The sequence below is a fragment of the Paenirhodobacter enshiensis genome, assembly GCF_000740785.1.
GTDB classification, from domain to species: domain Bacteria; phylum Pseudomonadota; class Alphaproteobacteria; order Rhodobacterales; family Rhodobacteraceae; genus Rhodobacter; species Rhodobacter enshiensis.
Window position 1 is genome coordinate 1 of sequence record NZ_JFZB01000027.1, and the last position, 16652, is coordinate 16652.

The 16652-nt window shown below is 65.4% G+C and carries 12 protein-coding genes and 1 pseudogene; 10 read left to right on the forward strand and 3 right to left on the reverse strand.

Annotated features, from left to right (window positions below; translation table 11 throughout):
- Positions 1–45: 45 nt before the first annotated feature.
- Positions 46–351 (reverse strand): annotated as a pseudogene (locus CG50_RS16615) (integrase core domain-containing protein); the annotation flags it as partial.
- Positions 352–682: 331 nt separating this feature from the next.
- On the opposite strand from CG50_RS16615, the gene CG50_RS17085 reads away from it, so the two are divergent.
- The 3 genes from CG50_RS17085 to CG50_RS16275 all read left to right on the forward strand — a co-directional run bounded on the left by CG50_RS17085 (position 683) and on the right by CG50_RS16275 (position 4963).
- Positions 683–1558: a hypothetical protein gene (locus CG50_RS17085; protein ID WP_051909953.1), complete on the forward strand. Its 876-nt coding sequence runs from the start codon at positions 683–685 to the stop codon at positions 1556–1558.
- A 16-nt stretch (positions 1559–1574) separates the two neighbouring features.
- Positions 1575–2594 (forward strand): glycosyltransferase family 2 protein, encoded by a 1020-nt coding sequence (locus tag CG50_RS16270; protein WP_051909954.1) that lies wholly within the window; start codon positions 1575–1577, stop codon positions 2592–2594.
- A gap of 170 nt (positions 2595–2764) precedes the next feature.
- A complete protein-coding gene (locus CG50_RS16275) occupies positions 2765–4963 on the forward strand; it encodes a glycosyltransferase family 2 protein (protein WP_161785404.1) in 2199 nt (732 codons plus the stop codon).
- Between the two features lie 52 nt (positions 4964–5015).
- On the opposite strand, the gene CG50_RS12035 is transcribed toward CG50_RS16275, so the two are convergent.
- Positions 5016–6710 (reverse strand): hypothetical protein, encoded by a 1695-nt coding sequence (locus CG50_RS12035; RefSeq protein WP_036638718.1) that lies wholly within the window; start codon positions 6708–6710, stop codon positions 5016–5018.
- A gap of 50 nt (positions 6711–6760) precedes the next feature.
- The gene (locus CG50_RS12040; protein WP_036638721.1) at positions 6761–9904 is read right to left on the reverse strand and encodes a rhamnan synthesis F family protein; all 3144 of its coding nucleotides are present in this window, start codon (positions 9902–9904) and stop codon (positions 6761–6763) included.
- 295 nt (positions 9905–10199) lie between these two features.
- Between CG50_RS12040 and rfbC the strand changes: the two genes are divergently transcribed.
- From rfbC to CG50_RS12075, 7 genes are all read left to right on the forward strand, one after another.
- On the forward strand, positions 10200–10754 hold the full coding sequence (gene rfbC / locus CG50_RS12045; protein ID WP_036638723.1) for a dTDP-4-dehydrorhamnose 3,5-epimerase: 555 nt from the start codon (positions 10200–10202) through the stop codon (positions 10752–10754).
- A gap of 3 nt (positions 10755–10757) precedes the next feature.
- Positions 10758–11822: a dTDP-glucose 4,6-dehydratase gene (gene rfbB / locus CG50_RS12050; protein ID WP_036638726.1), complete on the forward strand. Its 1065-nt coding sequence runs from the start codon at positions 10758–10760 to the stop codon at positions 11820–11822.
- Positions 11819–12499 (forward strand): hypothetical protein, encoded by a 681-nt coding sequence (locus CG50_RS12055; RefSeq protein WP_036638728.1) that lies wholly within the window; start codon positions 11819–11821, stop codon positions 12497–12499. The genes rfbB and CG50_RS12055 overlap by 4 nt, the downstream gene beginning before the upstream one ends.
- Entirely contained in the window at positions 12496–13347 is an 852-nt protein-coding gene (gene rfbD, locus CG50_RS12060) for a dTDP-4-dehydrorhamnose reductase (protein ID WP_036638730.1), read from the forward strand. Before CG50_RS12055 ends, rfbD begins: the two co-directional genes overlap by 4 nt.
- On the forward strand, positions 13344–14243 hold the full coding sequence (gene rfbA, locus CG50_RS12065) for a glucose-1-phosphate thymidylyltransferase RfbA (protein WP_036638733.1): 900 nt from the start codon (positions 13344–13346) through the stop codon (positions 14241–14243). The genes rfbD and rfbA overlap by 4 nt, the downstream gene beginning before the upstream one ends.
- A gap of 292 nt (positions 14244–14535) precedes the next feature.
- Positions 14536–15702: a nucleotide sugar dehydrogenase gene (locus CG50_RS12070; protein ID WP_036638736.1), complete on the forward strand. Its 1167-nt coding sequence runs from the start codon at positions 14536–14538 to the stop codon at positions 15700–15702.
- Between the two features lie 65 nt (positions 15703–15767).
- Positions 15768–16508, forward strand: coding sequence for a sulfotransferase family protein (locus CG50_RS12075; protein WP_036638738.1), 741 nt, complete (start codon positions 15768–15770; stop codon positions 16506–16508).
- Positions 16509–16652: the final 144 nt, after the last annotated feature.

Below are 16652 nucleotides of genomic sequence, written 5' to 3' on the forward strand. Positions count from 1 at the left end.
ACCATCAAACCGTGGGATCAAACACCTAGAGTTTCTGGGCGTTGATCACAATGCCGGGCTGGCGGCGCCATCGGGGCTCGGGACGTTGTATCCAATCGCGCTATGCGGTCTGTCGTCGTTATAGTGTCTACACTGATCATCCAGCTTTTCGCTGGCATCTGCAAGGCTCATGCACCAGTGCGCGTTCAGGCACTCGGACCTGAGCTTGCTGTTGAACGTCTCGATGAAGCCGTCGTCTGTCGGCTTGCCCGGTCGCGAGAAGTCCAGCGTGGCCTCCTTGGCGCAGGCCCACAGATAGAGATCTCTGGAGACAAATTCGCTGCCGTTGTCGACCCTTATGGTTTTCGGATAGAAACTCGGGGCTATTCATACCTCGCTATCCTCAAGTTCGAGAAGGAGGGCAGAAACGCCAGAGACGTGGTTTGCGGCCCGCAATCAGTCGCCATAATGTTCAGCGAGCACTTCGACGCATAAGTATCTGAAACCGCATGTGCCAGGGCAGATACACAGAGTTCAGGACATTCTCCGACTGACAAACTCGGCCCGCAGCAGAGCACGAGGCCCAACGCCAGCTACACCATCAGCGGGGACATCATCCGCGCCCCGACCGGACGTTCCGGCGAAGCCCGTCGCGCCGGAGGTATCTTCCGGTGCGGCACAGGAGCAGAGGCGGGAAACGATCGTGTCGCTCACCTCGTTCCCGCCGCGGATGGCAACCATCGCCGGGTGCATCGGATCCCTGAAGCAACAGTCGATGGCGGCGGACCGGATCTTGCTGTGGCTGTCCGAAGAGCAGTTCCCGAACCGGATGCAGGATCTTCCCGAAGCGCTGCGCTCTTTGGAGGACGAGCGGTTCTCGATCCGCTGGGTGCGCGGCGATATCGGTCCGCACAAGAAGTATTTCTATGCGATGCAGGAATTCCCGGACGCGGTCGTGGTGACGGTCGACGACGATGTCGCCTATGACCGCGATCTGCTGCGATGCCTGCACGAAGCCCATCTGGCCCATCCGGACACGATCGTCGCCGGGCGGACGAACCTGGTCCGGTTTCGTCCCGACGGCGGCGTGCGCACCTATGACCAATGGGCCTACGACTACCAGCACCTGCGCGAAACCGAGACCTATGCGCTGTTGCCCACAGGGGTTGGCGGCGTGCTCTATCCTGCCGGGGCCATTCCGTCAGAGGCTTTCGATGCCGATCTGATCGCCGAACTCTGCCCCCATGCCGACGATCTGTGGCTGAAGGCGATGGCAACGGCCAACGGCTATCCGGTGTCGATGCCCCGCAAGCGGTTTTCCTATCCGAATATCGACGGCTCGCAGACCGCGGCACTGTGGCGGGGAAACTCGTTCCGCAACGGCAACGATCTCGCGCTCGGGAAAATCCTGGCGGGGCTGGAGGCGGCTTATGGCATTGCGACGCCGATCCTGCACCGGATCTGGGGGGTCCGTCCCGACGGGTCTTTCGTGGGGCCGGGCGACACACCGGACCGCGAGCCGCTCTGGCCCGACGCGAGCCGGGAGCGGGCCGGCGAGTGCCTGCGCCGGTCGGGCTGAGTGCGGAGCCGCCCCGATGCACAGGAAAACCCATATCCCCACCCTCTCGGTCATCGTCACGTTCCACAACGAATCCGCCTATCTGGAACAATGCCTGACCTCGATTCTCGGGCAGAGCCTGAGCGACATCGAGGTCATCTGCGTCGACGATTCCTCGACCGACAGCACTCCGAAACTGCTGAGGAAATTCGAACGCGCCGATTCCCGGGTCGCGGTTCTCAACAGCAGCATGAAAAGCCTGCCCGCCTCGCGCAACATCGGGCTGCGCGAGGCCACGGGAGAGTATGTTGCCTTCGTCGACGGAGACGACTTCCTCGACCCCGGTTACTACGAGGCCCTGCATGACGCGGCCCGCGATGCCTGGCCCGGAGGCGCGGACGGTGCACGCTCCGGCTACACGAGCCTCTGGCCCGACCGTCAGCAGGACGACCGCTTTTGCGAGATCATCGAGCGGCGGGCCACAGAGGGATGCCTGCTCAATTCCTGGGACAACAGCAATGTCGTGTGGAACGCGATCTACCGGCGCAGCTCTCTGCTCGGGGCGGGGTGCTACTATTTCCGGGAAGACCCCAAAACGACCGAGGATCTGTTCTGGACATTGCGCGCGATGCATCGGCTGCGGATCATGGTGCCGGTCGCGGGGGTGCGCTACTGGTATCGCATGGACAAGCCGAACAGGCTGTCCTCGGTCACGGTGCCGAATGCGCTGAACCTGCTGAAAGCCAACAAGCAGGCTCTGGACTACATCCAGGGTGCGATCTGGGGGAATGTCGACGAATATTATCACCAGTTCGAGCGCATCCTGTGGCGCTATACGCTGTGGGAAGAGCGGCTCCGCGGGCTGGTCGGCGACAATCATCCCGCCCTCGCGAGAACGCATCGGGACATGCGGGACGCTTACGCGGCATGTCGCCATCCCCAGATCGCAGAGCACATCCACCGCAATGACTGGTGGCCGAAATATGACGCGATCCTCGGATCTGGCGGGGGCGCCGCGGCACAGCGGCCGGCCGCAGGGCTGAAATCCGTGCCGTGACGGGGGCGGGCACGGGGACGGGGGGCATGGCATGAGGCCGGTTTCCTGCGGCGCGCGGTCATTCGGGTGGTTGCCTCGGCGGCGCGGACGTCGGATGTAAGGCGGGCATCTGCGACGTCTGATATGCGTTTCTGCGTCGGGTCGGATGCCTGCCGCAGGAAATGACCGAGATGCCCGAACACCAGCGCCCCATCCACCCTCCCGTCCGCCTTGCCCCGTCGCCGTGCCGCGCGACCGTCTTCGTGGCGCACCCGACCGGGGGCGTGATGCCGGCGCAGGCCGGCCCGCTGCTGCGCGCGCTTGAACGACTGGGGGCGGTGACGCTGGTGCTGTGCGGCGACGCCCTGATGCAGCAGGAATGGCGTGCGGCCTTCCCGGGGCTGACCTGCCGGTCCGCCCCCGGCGACACCCCCTTGCCAGAGGGGTATCGGATCGGGCTGCAACAGCTCGGGACCGACCCGGATCGGCTGGTCCCGGATCAGCTGATTTTGTGCGACGACCGCAGCTTCGGCCCGGTCGGGTCGGTCGTGCCGCTGCTCGGGGCGGCACAGGCCTCGGGTGCGGGGGTCTGGGGGGCTTTCGCGCGCGGCGACGGCAGCCCGCTGCCCGACGATGGCTGGCTGATCCTGAACCGTCCGGCCTGGCTGGACCCGCTGACGCAGGCCTGGCTGCGGGGCGATGCTGTGCCGGCCGATGGCACGCTCGCCGGACTTCTGGAGCGCACCGGGCTGGGGGTGAGCGGCCGCGCGGCAGCCGAAGACGGGCTGCACCATCCGCTCGCCGATCTGGAGGCCGGTTTTCCGCTGCTGCGCGCCGAGGCCCTGCGCTCCTCGCGGCATACCGGCGACAGCATCGCGCAGACGCTCTCCCTGCTGCACGCGCGTGCCCCCGAAATCCATGCCGCGGCACTTGCCGAAATGGAGATCGCCCGGTTCGGCGCCGCCCCCGAGGTCGGGTTCTCACTGATCGTTCCGGTCCTCGCGGGGCAGGAAGCGGCGCTGGAGCGCACGCTCGGAACCGCGTTCGCCCAGACCCACCCCCGGTTCGAGGTGATCGCGGTGGCAACGGCAGGCGCCGAAACGGCCCAGTGGGAACGCCGCTTCGCCGCCGAGTGCACCCGGGGCCGGTTGCGACTGATCGCCGGAACAGAGGCGGCGGATGGCTGGCAGGCGCGCAATGTCGCTCTGGCACTGGCCCGATACGACTGGATCGTCTGCCCGGAGCCCGGCGAGGAATTGCCCCCGGCCTGGCTCGGACGTCTGGCCGAGGCCATCGTCGAACATCCCGGTCACGACAGCTTCCTGACCTGCGGCCCGCAGATGCCCTCTTCCGGAACCGCCCGGACCGGGGGGGACGATGTCCTCGGAGCTTTCGTGCATCGCCGGGCCCTGATGCACCGTGCGGGCGGCTTCGATCCGGATGCGGGCGCGCTGGCCGGAGCCGAGCTGATCGCGCGCCTCGGGCGTGTCCAGCCGCCGCTGCAGCTGGCGCTGACGCGGCCCCGGGCCCCGGCCGCCGCGCCCCGACCGACGCAGCCGGAGGCCGTCATTGTGCATCGCGCCGACGCGACGATGCCAACCGTCTCGACCGTGATCGTCAGCTACAACCATCAGGATTTCATCGCCGAAGCCATCGAAAGCGCATTGGCGCAACGCACCCCCTTCCCGCATGAAATCCTGATTTCGGACGACGGTTCAAGCGACGGAACCGGACGGATCGTCGCGCGCTATGCGGCCCGTTATCCGGACAGGATCCGAAATATCGGAAGATCCGGAAATCACGGTATTTCGGAAAACTACCGTCATTGCCTGCGCGAGGCCAGGGGCCGCTTCGTCGCCATCCTCGAAGGCGACGACTACTGGAACGACCCGGACAAGATCGCGAAACAGGCCGGGGTGATGATGCGCGAACCCGATGTGGGGCTGGTGTTCTCGCGCTATGTCTCTCTCGACATGACGGATGGGAAGCTGCGGCGCCTGAAGTCGCAAGAGACACTGCCGCCGTTTCTGACAGGGGCGGATTTCGCGGCGCTGCCGTCGCTGAATTACATCGTGAACCTGTCGTGCATCATGGTGCGCCGCGCGGCGATGATCTGCGCCCCGGCCTGTCTCTACGATCCCCGGCTGAGTGAAATCGCCCTGGCTTTCTACATGGACCGTCTCGGCCGCATCGGGTTCCTGAACGAGATCATGACCGTCTACCGGCTGAACCAGGGATCTGTCTGGTTCGGCGCCGACCCGCCAGAGCGGCTGCGTCAGGCGATCGCCGTGCGCAAGGCGGCGATCGCCGTCGCCCGGCCCGAATACCGGATGCAGATCCTCGAACGGCTGCGCGAGAAAGAGGCCGAACTGGCGGAGCTGACGCACTGACGAAGCCCCGGGGGTCGCGCGCACACTCCCGTGCCGGGGCCCCCGGCCCGGGTCATTTCCCGCGCTTCAGCAACCGGCCGATCGCCCGGATCGGCGCCGAAATCTTCCACGACGTGCTGGCGCGATAGGACCTGTGCACGGCCTCGAGCGCCTTGCGGTTGGCCGAGCTCAGCGTATCGAGCCGCTTCTTATTGTCGGCCGTCAGCGTATCGAGCCGCTTCTTGTTGTCGGCCGTCAGCGTGTCGATCCGTTTCTTGTTATCCGCCGTCAGGCTCGCCAGCTTCTTATCGAGCACGGCCTTCTCCTGCACGGCCTTGCCCCGCAGGGTGCGGATTTCGTCTTCCAGCCGGGCGATCTTTGCCTCATGGGCCTTGCGATCGGCGATGGCCTTCTTGTCGCGCTCGATCAGCTTGTCGGTGATGGCGCGGCTTTCCTTCTCCAGCGCATCGCGCTGGAAGGCCGCATCGTTGCGCAGCGCCGCGATGGCCTTGTCGCGCTCGATCAGACGGTCGGTCGCGGCGTCGATCTCGGCGCGCAACGCGGCGATGGTGCGCTCGCTCTCGGCCAGACGGTCGCTCAGCGCATCGCGTTCGGCCTTGCCGGCCTCGGTCTCTGCGCGGGCCTGATTCAGCATCTCCTCGCCCTGGCGCAACTGACCTTGCCGTTCATGATCAAGTGCCGAAAGCGCATCGCGCTCGCGCAACAGCGCATCGACCCGGCTGCGCTCCTCGCCCAGTCTGGCGTTCAGCGTCCCGATCTCGGCTTCGGAGGCCAGTCGCGCCTTCTCCGCCGCCTGACGCTCCGCGGCGAGTGTCGCCGTCAGCGTCTCCGTCTCGGCGCTCAGCGCCTTGCGCTGCCCCTGCTCGCGTCCAAGCGCGGCCAGCGGCTGCACGAACAGACCCGAGCTCAGCTCCAGCTCGGCCCGGATCGCGTCGAGAACCTCGCGGCCGGCCGCATCCTCGCCGGCGTCCGCCCAGCTCTCGAACACCGCCAGCGCATCGCGGATCAGCGGCGAGACCGCGCCGTTCTTCAGCAGCGCGGAAATCCCCGTGTCGTGATGGCGCAGGCTTCCGTCCATGAAGCTCCGCACCGCCTGCTCGCGCGCCGCCATCGACAGCGGCCAGCCGAACCCGAAGGTTTCCTCGGCCCGCTCCGACATCTGCGCCCAGTCCTCGAGCAACCGCCCATAGCTGGTGAAGATCCGCGCCAGCCCGCGGCTCGCCCGTTCGGCATCGAGAACATGCCGCAGCCACAGCAGCATCCCCATACCGGTATCGACCTCGATGCCGACATGCGGTTCGAGCGAGCGCGCCACATCGAGCGGGTTGCGATGGGTGTGGATGCACACCACCCGATAACCGATCTCCTCAAGCACCTCGCGCCACAGCGGCAACAGCCGGCAGATCCGCGGATCCTTGAGATAGATCAGCGAGGCGGCGCCGTATTCGTCCTCCATCACCCGGGCGATGCGGTCGCGGAACTCGTTGAACCGGGGCGAGCTCTGCCAGCCCGGGTTCAGCGGCATCCAGTCGCTCCACTTCGAGCCGAGCGCGGTGAAGATATCGTCGTTCAGCGGCTTGATGGCATTGGATTCGAAATACCCCTTGGGGTTTTTCGCATTGCCGAGCATCACCGATTTCGGTCCCTGGCACCCGAGACATTCGAGAACACCGCCGAGCATGGAGGTGCCGGAGCGGTGCATCCCGAGGACCAGAACCGCGACTTTGGAGGGAGAGGAAGAAGGCATGTTTCGGTCTCTGTCTTGCTGTTTCGGAAAGTCGGACGGCATCTGCGCACTCATGCCGCCCGGGGGCTCTGGCCGGTTTTCGTCAAGGCCGCCAAAGCGGCTTCCTTCTCGGCGATATGCCTGCGCAGGGTAGCGTGATAGATCGGGCGGGCGACCTTCAGCGCCATCTGGCGCACCGCGATGGCCTGTCTCAGCTGGGACGCCTGATCGGCCCCGGTCCAGACGCTGGCACCGTTCAGCCGATAGGTGCTCATGACCCCGGGCAGGAACCCGAGCGGCCCCAGCCGGTCCAGATAGAACGCCAGGGCGATCTCGCTCAGCCGCGGGTCGTAGAGCACCGAGGGCAGCGCGGTCATGACATCCTTGCGGAACATGCAGCACGACAGATTGACGATCAGGTTGAGGTTCTGATCGGCGGCGAACTCGCGCGCCGAGACCAGCTCCGGCAGTCCCTCCTGCCGTTTCAGCAACCGACGGCTGTTGTTGCGCATGTCGAACAGCTCGATGCGCGAAAAGACCATCGGAGCCGTGTCGTGACGCTTCAGAAACTCGGCCTGTCTGAGGTTCTTCTCCGGGTCGGTCCAGTAGTCGTCGCCTTCGAGAATGGCGACGTAATTGCCGGAGGCCTCCCGGAAGCAATGCCGGTAATTGGCCGAAATGCCATGGTTCCCGCCCCGGGTGATGTTGCGGATCACCCCGGGATATTTTGCGGCATATCGCGCCATGATGCGCGCGGTCGCATCGCTCGATCCGTCGTCGGACAGCAGGATCTCGTGATAGAAATCGCCTTTCTGTTCGAGCGCGCTCTCGATGGCCTCGACGAGAAAATCCTCGTGATTGTAACCGACGATGGCGGTCGAGACGGTCGGCTTGGGGCCGTGCTTGCTGTGCACCGCGATCTTAGCCTTTAGGAATGATTCCTTTACCGAAATTCGATCTGAATGTTCTTGGTCCGTATAATCAAGAAGAATGGCACTAAGATATCCCGGCGCCTTGTGCCGGGTGTAACGGATACAAAGATCCCAGTCGACAAGGCGGCGCAGTTCTCCATCAAACCCACCGAGACGGGCTACCAAGCCAAGTCGATGCACAAAAACACCAAGGTCGATGAAATTGCCATGCAGAATCCCTTCACCATCGAACGGCTTACCGACGATACGGCCGCTGTTTACATGAATGAAGCGGCCATAGAACGCATCCTTTTCTGGAGCGGCGACGATCAGGCTGGCCATCATCGTTAGATAATAGGGCCGCATCGCATTGTCGCTGTCGGCATAGGCGATCAAGGGATTGCGCGCATGGGCAAGACCTACATTGCGCGCATTGCACACGCCGATGTTCTTCTCCAGCCGGACATAGCGGATCTTCCCATCCACGAAGTCTTGCGCGAAGCGGTCGCGCATCATCGCTTCAGTGCCGTCGCTCGAGCCGTCATCGACGATGATCAGTTCGAAATTCTCGTGAGTCTGCGCCAGAACCGCTTCTACCGCCACCGAAATACACCATGCACGATTATGGGTCGGCATGATAATTGAAAAAGCAATATCTTTGGCATCTTCGAACTTGGCAATATCCAGATCAGATGTTGCACAAGCATGGACATCAGGGGCGTGCTTATACAGCCAGTTCAGAACTTGCCCCTGACTGTTCATGTTCATACGCGGCTCTCGCAGCGCCTTGACCTTGACCAGAGGCACCCCGCTTTCCATCGCATAGAGCGGAAACATGGTCATGTTCCAATATGTCGGATCTTTTGGATGCACCCCTTCGAGCTGATTTTCCAGCATCGCCCCCGAGGTGAAACCCGCGTCCTTCAGGCATCGGGTCAGCCCGAGTTCATAATTCAGAATGACCTGCTGAACATTGGCCTCTTTCTCGATCCCGGAGATGAAATCGCGAAATACCTGCGAGGAAAATGCCTTGCGCGTCAGAACAACGAAATAGCTCTGCAGGTGATAATTGATCTGATGACTGTCGGTCGCGCCCCAGAAATCGAGGCCCTTCGCCTCCATGGTCGCGAACATCGGCTCGAACGAGCCGACCGGGCCGAAACAGCTGTCGTTGCACAGCACCAGCGCATCGGCACTGTCTAGACGGCCGGTCTCGCGCAGCCAGGCAACACCGCGCTTGTAGGAGCCGAAGTCGTATTCGCCATGCCGGCCGGTGATGACATGGGCGGCAAGGCCCGAAAGCTTTTGAATTTCCTCGGGCAGAAGATCGTTGTCGCACACCACCACGATATCGGAGACCAGCGGTTTCAGCCCCTGCAGATAGGGGATGACCTGCGGCGGCAGCAGACCGTTGCCGCTGTAGGAGGCGAAGACCGCGACCCGGCGGCGCGGCTGCAGCACGGCCGTGACCGGGGCACGGCGCGGGCGGACGAACAGGTTCGCGGCAAGCGGCGTCAGAATGCGGGGAATCGACTGCTCGACCCGCGGCAGATCGGCCGGAAAGCCGGTCTCGGGTTCGGGGAAGCGGTCCGGGAAGCGCAGGTCCTGCAGCAGGACCTTGCCGCCCGAAAGCGCCACCGCCAGACCGAACATCCGCTCCGCGGCATGGGCGAGCGTGCCGTCGGTGGTGTAATCCCCGGCGCGGAATCTGGGCTCGCAGGCCGCCATCCGCGTCAGGACCGAGGTGCGGATCCAGAAGCAGGTTCCCGCGATGAACCCCCAGTCCATCTCCCGGATGTCGGCCGTGCCGATCATCGGCGCAAAAGCTCCGACAAGCCCCTCCGCATTCTTGAACAGATAGGACGGACCGTGCAGGAACAGCTGCCGCGCCCCGGCCAGCATCAGCTGCGGATCGGCACGGAACCGGGCGACGATATGGCCCGCCTGCGCCGCCGATCCCAGCACGCCGCCGAACAGGGCGGTGCGCCAGATCTCGGGCATGTTCATGCCCTTCTTGGTATGGATCTTGCAGATGAAATCGTAGCGCCCCAGATCGACCTTGCCCATCAGCTGGAACAGCGCCCCCACGTCCTGACCGGCGTTCTCGACCGCGACGAGGACCGCTCCGGGCAGGGCCGTCGCGACGCGGGCACGCTGCGCGGCCGAAAAGCTGTCGGGAACGGTGACGAAACGATCCACGCCCGGCGGCAGATTGTCCGCCGCCGCCGCCAGGTCGTCGAGCACATCGAGATGCCAGACATGAACGACCAGGGCGAAATCCGTCGTTCGTGCAAGAGTGTCCAACAGTCTGTCCTTTCCAGTCCTGCAAACCGGCCGCTTCGATCTGACGCAAGCCCGGATCCAATACGAAACGCCTGCACCGGCTTTGCCCCGGACGCAAGAGGATGGCACAGCCGATCGTGCCGGCGCGGCATCTTCGCAACGCCCCGCCACCCCTCTCCGCATATCCGCCGAAGGCGCACAACCGCATGTGGACGGCGGCGCCGAATTGTGGTTGATGTGATGCCCGATCCGCCGGCCTTTCGCCGGCCCATCCAAGGGCCGAAACCGGCCAGAACGAACAGCGGGACGCACAGACATGCAGATTGAGCAGACGAGCCTTCCGGGCGTGGTCATCCTGACCCCGGTGCGGCACGGCGATGCACGCGGATTTTTCTCCGAAAGCTGGAACCGCCAGCGCATGATCGAGGCCGGGCTCGACATCGACTTCGTGCAGGACAACCATTCGCTCTCGGCCCGCGTCGGCACGATCCGGGGTCTGCATTACCAGGCCCCGCCCCATGCCCAGGCAAAGCTCGTGCGCTGCGGCAAGGGCAAGCTGTTCGACGTCGCCGTCGACATCCGCAAGGGCAGCCCGACCTACGGGCAGTGGACCGGCGTCGAGCTCAGCTTCGAGAACGGCCGTCAGCTGCTGATCCCGGCGGGTTTCCTGCATGGCTTCGTCACCCTCGAACCCGACACCGAGATCGTCTACAAATGCTCGGACTATTACGCGCCCGAATGCGACGGCGGCGTGCTGTGGTCGAGCTGCGGCATCGACTGGCCGTTCACCGGCGAGCCGCTGCTGTCCGACAAGGACCGCAAGGCGGTGCCGCTCGCCGATTTCACCTCGCCCTTCAGCTTCGAGGCCTGAGCCATGAAGATCCTCGTCACCGGCGGTGCCGGTTTCATCGGCTCGGCCGTGGTGCGTCAGGCGATCGCACGCGGTCATGCGGTCGTCAACCTCGATGCGCTGACCTATGCCGCCTGCCTCGAGAACGTCGCCTCCGTCGCCGACAACCCGGCCTATGCCTTCGAGAAGGCCGACATCCGCGATCCCGCGGCGCTCGCGGCGGTGTTCGCCCGTCACGACCCCGATGCGGTGATGCACCTTGCCGCCGAAAGCCATGTCGACCGCTCGATCGACGGGCCCGGGGCCTTCATCGAGACCAACGTGATCGGCACCTACAACATGCTCCAGGCCGCCCGCGCGCATTGGGAGCACAAGGGCCGGCCCGAGACGTTCCGCTTCCATCACATCTCGACCGACGAGGTGTTCGGCTCGCTGCCCGCCGACCCGGCGGTGAAGTTCACCGAGGATACGCCTTACGATCCGCGCAGCCCCTATTCGGCCTCGAAAGCCTCGTCCGACCATCTGGTGCGCGCCTGGCACGAGACCTATGGCCTGCCGACGGTGCTGACCAACTGCTCGAACAACTACGGCCCCTATCACTTCCCCGAGAAGCTGATCCCCGTGGTGATCCTGAACGCGCTCGCCGGCAAGCCGCTGCCGATCTACGGCAACGGCGCCAACATCCGCGACTGGCTTTACGTCGAGGACCACGCCACGGCCCTGCTGACGGTGCTGGAAAAGGGCGAGATCGGGCGCAGCTACAACATCGGCGGCGAGAACGAGCGCAGCAACCTCGAGCTGGTCGAGACGCTGTGCGCGATCCTCGACCGCAAGCGCCCGAAGCCCGCGGGCCGCTATGCCGATCAGATCGCCTTCGTGACCGACCGGCCCGGCCACGATGCGCGCTACGCCATCGACCCGTCGCGGATCCGCGCGGAACTGGGCTGGCGGCCTTCGGTGACGGTCGAGGAAGGTCTGGAGAAGACCGTCGACTGGTATCTCGCCAACGAGGCATGGTGGCGGCCGCTGCTGAACCGTCAGGGCGTGGGCGAACGGCTCGGCACCGGGACGGAGAAGGCCCGGGCATGACCCCTTCCGGCACGCTGTGGCTGCATGTGGGCACCCACAAGACCGGGACCACATCGATCCAGCGGGCGCTGCGTCTGAAGGAGGCGGCGCTCGTCGCGCAGGGCATCGCGCTCTCGCCCTACGAGAACGCCTGGCAGGTCGCCAACCTGTTCTTGCGCGGCACGCTGGTGACCACGCCGCGCCTCACGGGGATGTGCACCCTGCCGCGGCTGCCCGATTACGACGCGATCACCACCCGGCTGCGCAGCAGCCGCGGCAGCTGCGCGGACATGATCCTGAGCAGCGAGGAATTCTGCATGTTGCGCGACGGGCTCGAAGCCTTTGCGCTGCGCAGTTTCTTTCGCCCGATGTTCGCCCGCATCGTGCCGATCCTCGCGACCCGCGATCCGACACACTGGCAGGCCTCGCGCACCGATCAGCTGCGCAAGTCCGGCACCTGGGAACAGCAGAAGGCCCTGCCCGACGCGCACAGCAACGACGGCCCTTGGTATTACGATCTCGCCGCGATCCGCCGGTTCTGGGAGGCGATCGGACCGGTCACGCTGATCGACTACGATGCCGCCTGCGCGACCGAGGGCGACATCCTGCCCGCCTTCGCCCGCGCGATCGGCCAGCCCGGCCTGTTCGACGAGCTGACCCCCCTGAGACTGAACGAACGGAGCACCCGATCCCAATGACCCTCCTCGTCTTCGGCAAGACCGGCCAGGTCGCCCTCGAACTCGCCCGGCGCGTGCCGGATGCCGTGTTCCTCGGCCGCGCAGAGGCCGATCTGTCGGATCCCGCCGCCTGCGCCGCCCGCATCGCCGAAATCCGGCCGCAAGCCGTGATCAATGCCGCCGCCTGGACCGCCGTCGACCGCGCCGAGACCGAGGAAGCCGCCGCCCTCGTCGTCAACGGCGAGGCCCCGGCCGCGATGGCGCGCGCCTGTGCCGCGGCCCTGATCCCCTTCGTGCAGATCTCGACCGATTACGTCTTCGACGGCACCGGCACCGAGCCCTTCGCGCCGGACCATCCCACGGCACCCCTCAACGCCTATGGCCGCACCAAGCTCGCAGGCGAGGACGGCGTGCGCGCCGCGGGCGGGGTCCATGCGATCTTGCGCACCTCCTGGGTGTTCTCGGCGCATGGCAACAATTTCCTCAAGACCATGCTGCGCCTCGGCGCGACGCGCGAGGTTCTGAACGTGGTCGGCGACCAGATCGGCGGCCCGACCCCCGCCGGCGCCATCGCCGACGCCTGCCTGCAGATCGCGCATCGGCTGCGCCGCGCCCCCGAGACCAGCGGCACCTATCACTTCTCGGGCGCCCCCGACGTCAGCTGGGCCGATTTCGCCCGCGCGATCATGGCCGGGGCCGGACTCGCCTGCCGGATCGAGGACATTCCGACCTCGGCCTGGCCGACCCCCGCGGCACGACCGGCGAATTCGCGGCTCGACTGCACATCGCTTTCGGTCTTCGGCCTCGACCGGCCGGACTGGCGCGCCGCCGTGGCGCAGATCATCGACGAACTGGACGAAACGAAATGAAACAGCGCAAGGGCATCATCCTGGCCGGCGGCTCGGGCACCCGGCTTTACCCGATCACCATCGGCGTCTCGAAGCAGCTGCTGCCGGTCTACGACAAGCCGATGATCCATTATCCGCTCTCGGTGCTGATGCTGTCGGGCATCCGCGAGATCGCGATCATCACCACGCCGCAAGATCAGGAACAGTTCCGCCGCACCCTGGGCGACGGCAGCCAGTGGGGGCTCGATCTGCATTACATCGTGCAGCCCAGTCCCGACGGGCTCGCGCAGGCCTTCATCCTGGCCGAGGATTTCCTCGACGGCGCGCCCTCGACGCTGGTTCTGGGCGACAACATCTTCTACGGCGCCTCGCTGCAGCAGATGCTGCGCCGGGCGGCGGCACAGGAGCGGGGCGGCACCGTCTTCGGCTACCGCGTCGCCGATCCCGAGCGCTATGGCGTCGTCGCCTTCGATGCCGCGGGCAAGGCCACGCGGATCATCGAAAAGCCGGCCGAACCGCCGTCGAACTACGCCGTCACCGGGCTTTACGTCCTCGATGCCGATGCGCCCGCGCGCGCGCGCGCCGTGCGCCCCTCGCCGCGCGGCGAGCTGGAGATCACCAGCCTGCTCGAGATGTATCTCGACGAGGGCGCCCTCTCGGTCGAGCTGATGGGGCGCGGCTATGCCTGGCTCGACACCGGCACCCACGCCAGCCTGCTCGACGCCGGCAACTTCGTGCGCACCTTGCAGATGCGTCAGGGCCAGCAGGTCGGCTGCCTCGACGAAATCGCCTATGTCAGCGGCTGGATCGACGCCGATCAGCTTGCCGCGCGTGCCCGGCTGTTCGCGAAGAACGATTACGGCAAATACCTCGCCCGGCTGCTGCGCGAGGAAACCCCCTTCCGCCCGGGCGTCTGAGGCCGCCCTGCCCGTTTCGGCTTTCGGGAAATATCCCGGGGGAGTCTCCGAAGGAGACGGGGGCAGCGCCCCCGCCCCCCGTCGGGATCGGAAACCGGGCGCCGGAAGCCGGAAACCGCCCGCGAGTGCGCAGCGGCGTCCAAAGCTGCGTGACGCCGGCGGCCCGGTTGTGTATGGCAAGAACGCACAGAGCCCTGCTCCGCAGCGGAGGCAAGGCAAGCCATTTCCCGCCGCAGGGCAGATCGCGCCTGCCCCCGGCACCTTCATTCCTGTCGCGCGAACCGAGGGTTACATGAAAATCGCCGTTGCCGGTCTTGGATATGTCGGTCTGTCGAACGCCGTTCTTCTCGCGCAGCACAACGAGGTGACGGCGGTCGATGTCAGCGCCGCGCGCGTCGATCTGGTCAATGCCCGCAAATCGCCGATCGTCGACGCCGAGATCGAGGACTTCCTCGCCCACAAGCCGCTCAGCCTGACGGCGACGACCGATGCCGCCTCGGCCTACAAGGACGCCGAATTCGTCATCGTCGCGACGCCGACGAACTATGACACCAAGACCAACCATTTCGACACCTCCTCGGTCGAGTCGGTGATCGAGCTGGTGACCTCGGTCAACAAGACCGCGACCATCGTCGTCAAATCGACGATCCCCGTCGGCTTCATCGAGGACGTGCGCCAGCGGATGCACACCGAACAGGTGATCTTCTCGCCCGAATTCCTTCGCGAAGGCCGCGCGCTTTACGACAACCTCCACCCCTCGCGCATCATCGTCGGCGAGCAGAGCGACCGCGCCCACCGCTTCGCCGAACTGCTGATCGGCGGCGCGATGGAAAAGGACATCCCCGTCCTTTACACCAACCCCAACGAGGCCGAGGCGATCAAGCTCTTCGCCAATACCTATCTCGCGCTGCGCGTCGCCTTCTTCAACGAGCTCGACAGCTACGCGCTGTCGCGCCACATGGATGCGCGCCAGATCATCGAGGGCGTCTGCCTCGATCCGCGGATCGGCAGCCATTACAACAACCCCTCCTTCGGTTACGGCGGCTACTGCCTGCCCAAGGACACCAAGCAGCTTCTGGCGAATTACGACCAGGTGCCGCAGAACCTGATCTCGGCGGTGGTCGAGGCGAACCGCACCCGCAAGGATTATCTCGCCGATCAGATCATCGCGCGCCATCCGAAGGTGGTGGGCGTCTACCGTCTGGTGATGAAGGCGGGGTCCGACAATTTCCGCCAAAGCTCGATCCAGGGCATCATGAAGCGGATCAAGGCCAAGGGGATCGAGGTCGTGGTCTACGAGCCGACGCTGAAGGAAGACAGCTTCTTCGGCTCGCGCGTGGTGCGCGATCTCGGCGCGTTCAAGGCGGGCTCGGACGTGATCGTGGCGAACCGGCGCACGCAGGACCTCGCCGATGTCGAGGATAAGGTGTTCACCCGCGACCTGTTCGGCGCGGACTGAGCACGCGCCATCGTCGTCCCGACACTCCCCGGGGGCCGGGACGACCCCAGAGGAAGCGATCCGCCATGTCAGGCCCCCCCAGGCTGAGCTTCATGATCTGCGGCGTGCAGAAGGGCGGCACGACCGCGTTGTGGCATTTCCTGCGCAGCCATCCGCAGATCGGCTTCGGCCCGCGCAAGGAGATGCACTTCTTCGACGACGAAAGCCGGGACTGGAGCAACCCGTCCTGGGACGATCTCGAACGGCCCTACGCCCATCACCCGGCCGGCAGGATTTTGGGCGACGCGACGCCGATCTACACCTACTGGCCGTCGAGCCTCGGGCGGATCCGCCGTTACAATCCCGGGATGCGGCTCATCGTGTCGCTGCGCCATCCGGTCGAGCGCGCCTATTCGCACTGGCGCATGGCCACCGCCCGCGGTCAGGAAACCCTGCCCTTCGGCGAGGCGATCCGCGCCGGGCGCCGGCGTCTGGACACGGGCGACGAGCGGGCGCTGCGGGTGTTCAGCTATGTCGAGCGCGGCTTTTACACCCCGCAGCTCGACCGGCTGTTCGCCCTGTTTCCGGCCTCGCAGGTGCTGCTGCTGCGTCAGGCCGATCTGCAGTCCCACCCTGCCGGGACCCTGAACCGGGTCTACGACTTTCTCGGCCTTCCCCGTCCGGAACGGATGCCGGCTCCCGAAACCGTCTTTTCGCATATGGGCCATGCGGTCGCTGCGCTGAGCGCAGAAGACGCAGCCTGTCTGCAAGCGCTCCATGCCGGGGATCTGCGACAGCTGCGCGCGCGCTATGGCATCGTGCTGTAACCCCGCCGCGATCCGGATCCTTGCCAGCGAAAAAGACGATCCCGGGCGGATATGCCGTCTTTCGGCGGACAGGACGGGCCGGAACGGATCGCCCTAAAAATGCGCAACATATTGTCTTGAAATGACTTTTATGGGGAACTAGAC

What these genes read in the sequence shown, in the direction of transcription:
- CG50_RS16270 (WP_051909954.1), top strand. Translation starts at nt 1,575, where the DNA reads ATGCACAGGAAAACCCATATCCCCACCCTCTCGGTCATCGTCACGTTC.
- CG50_RS16275 (WP_161785404.1), top strand. Translation starts at nt 2,765, where the DNA reads ATGCCCGAACACCAGCGCCCCATCCACCCTCCCGTCCGCCTTGCCCCG.
- CG50_RS12035 (WP_036638718.1), bottom strand. Translation starts at nt 6,710, where the DNA reads ATGCCTTCTTCCTCTCCCTCCAAAGTCGCGGTTCTGGTCCTCGGGATG.
- rfbC (WP_036638723.1), top strand. Translation starts at nt 10,200, where the DNA reads ATGCAGATTGAGCAGACGAGCCTTCCGGGCGTGGTCATCCTGACCCCG.
- rfbB (WP_036638726.1), top strand. Translation starts at nt 10,758, where the DNA reads ATGAAGATCCTCGTCACCGGCGGTGCCGGTTTCATCGGCTCGGCCGTG.
- CG50_RS12055 (WP_036638728.1), top strand. Translation starts at nt 11,819, where the DNA reads ATGACCCCTTCCGGCACGCTGTGGCTGCATGTGGGCACCCACAAGACC.
- rfbD (WP_036638730.1), top strand. Translation starts at nt 12,496, where the DNA reads ATGACCCTCCTCGTCTTCGGCAAGACCGGCCAGGTCGCCCTCGAACTC.
- rfbA (WP_036638733.1), top strand. Translation starts at nt 13,344, where the DNA reads ATGAAACAGCGCAAGGGCATCATCCTGGCCGGCGGCTCGGGCACCCGG.
- CG50_RS12070 (WP_036638736.1), top strand. Translation starts at nt 14,536, where the DNA reads ATGAAAATCGCCGTTGCCGGTCTTGGATATGTCGGTCTGTCGAACGCC.
- CG50_RS12075 (WP_036638738.1), top strand. Translation starts at nt 15,768, where the DNA reads ATGTCAGGCCCCCCCAGGCTGAGCTTCATGATCTGCGGCGTGCAGAAG.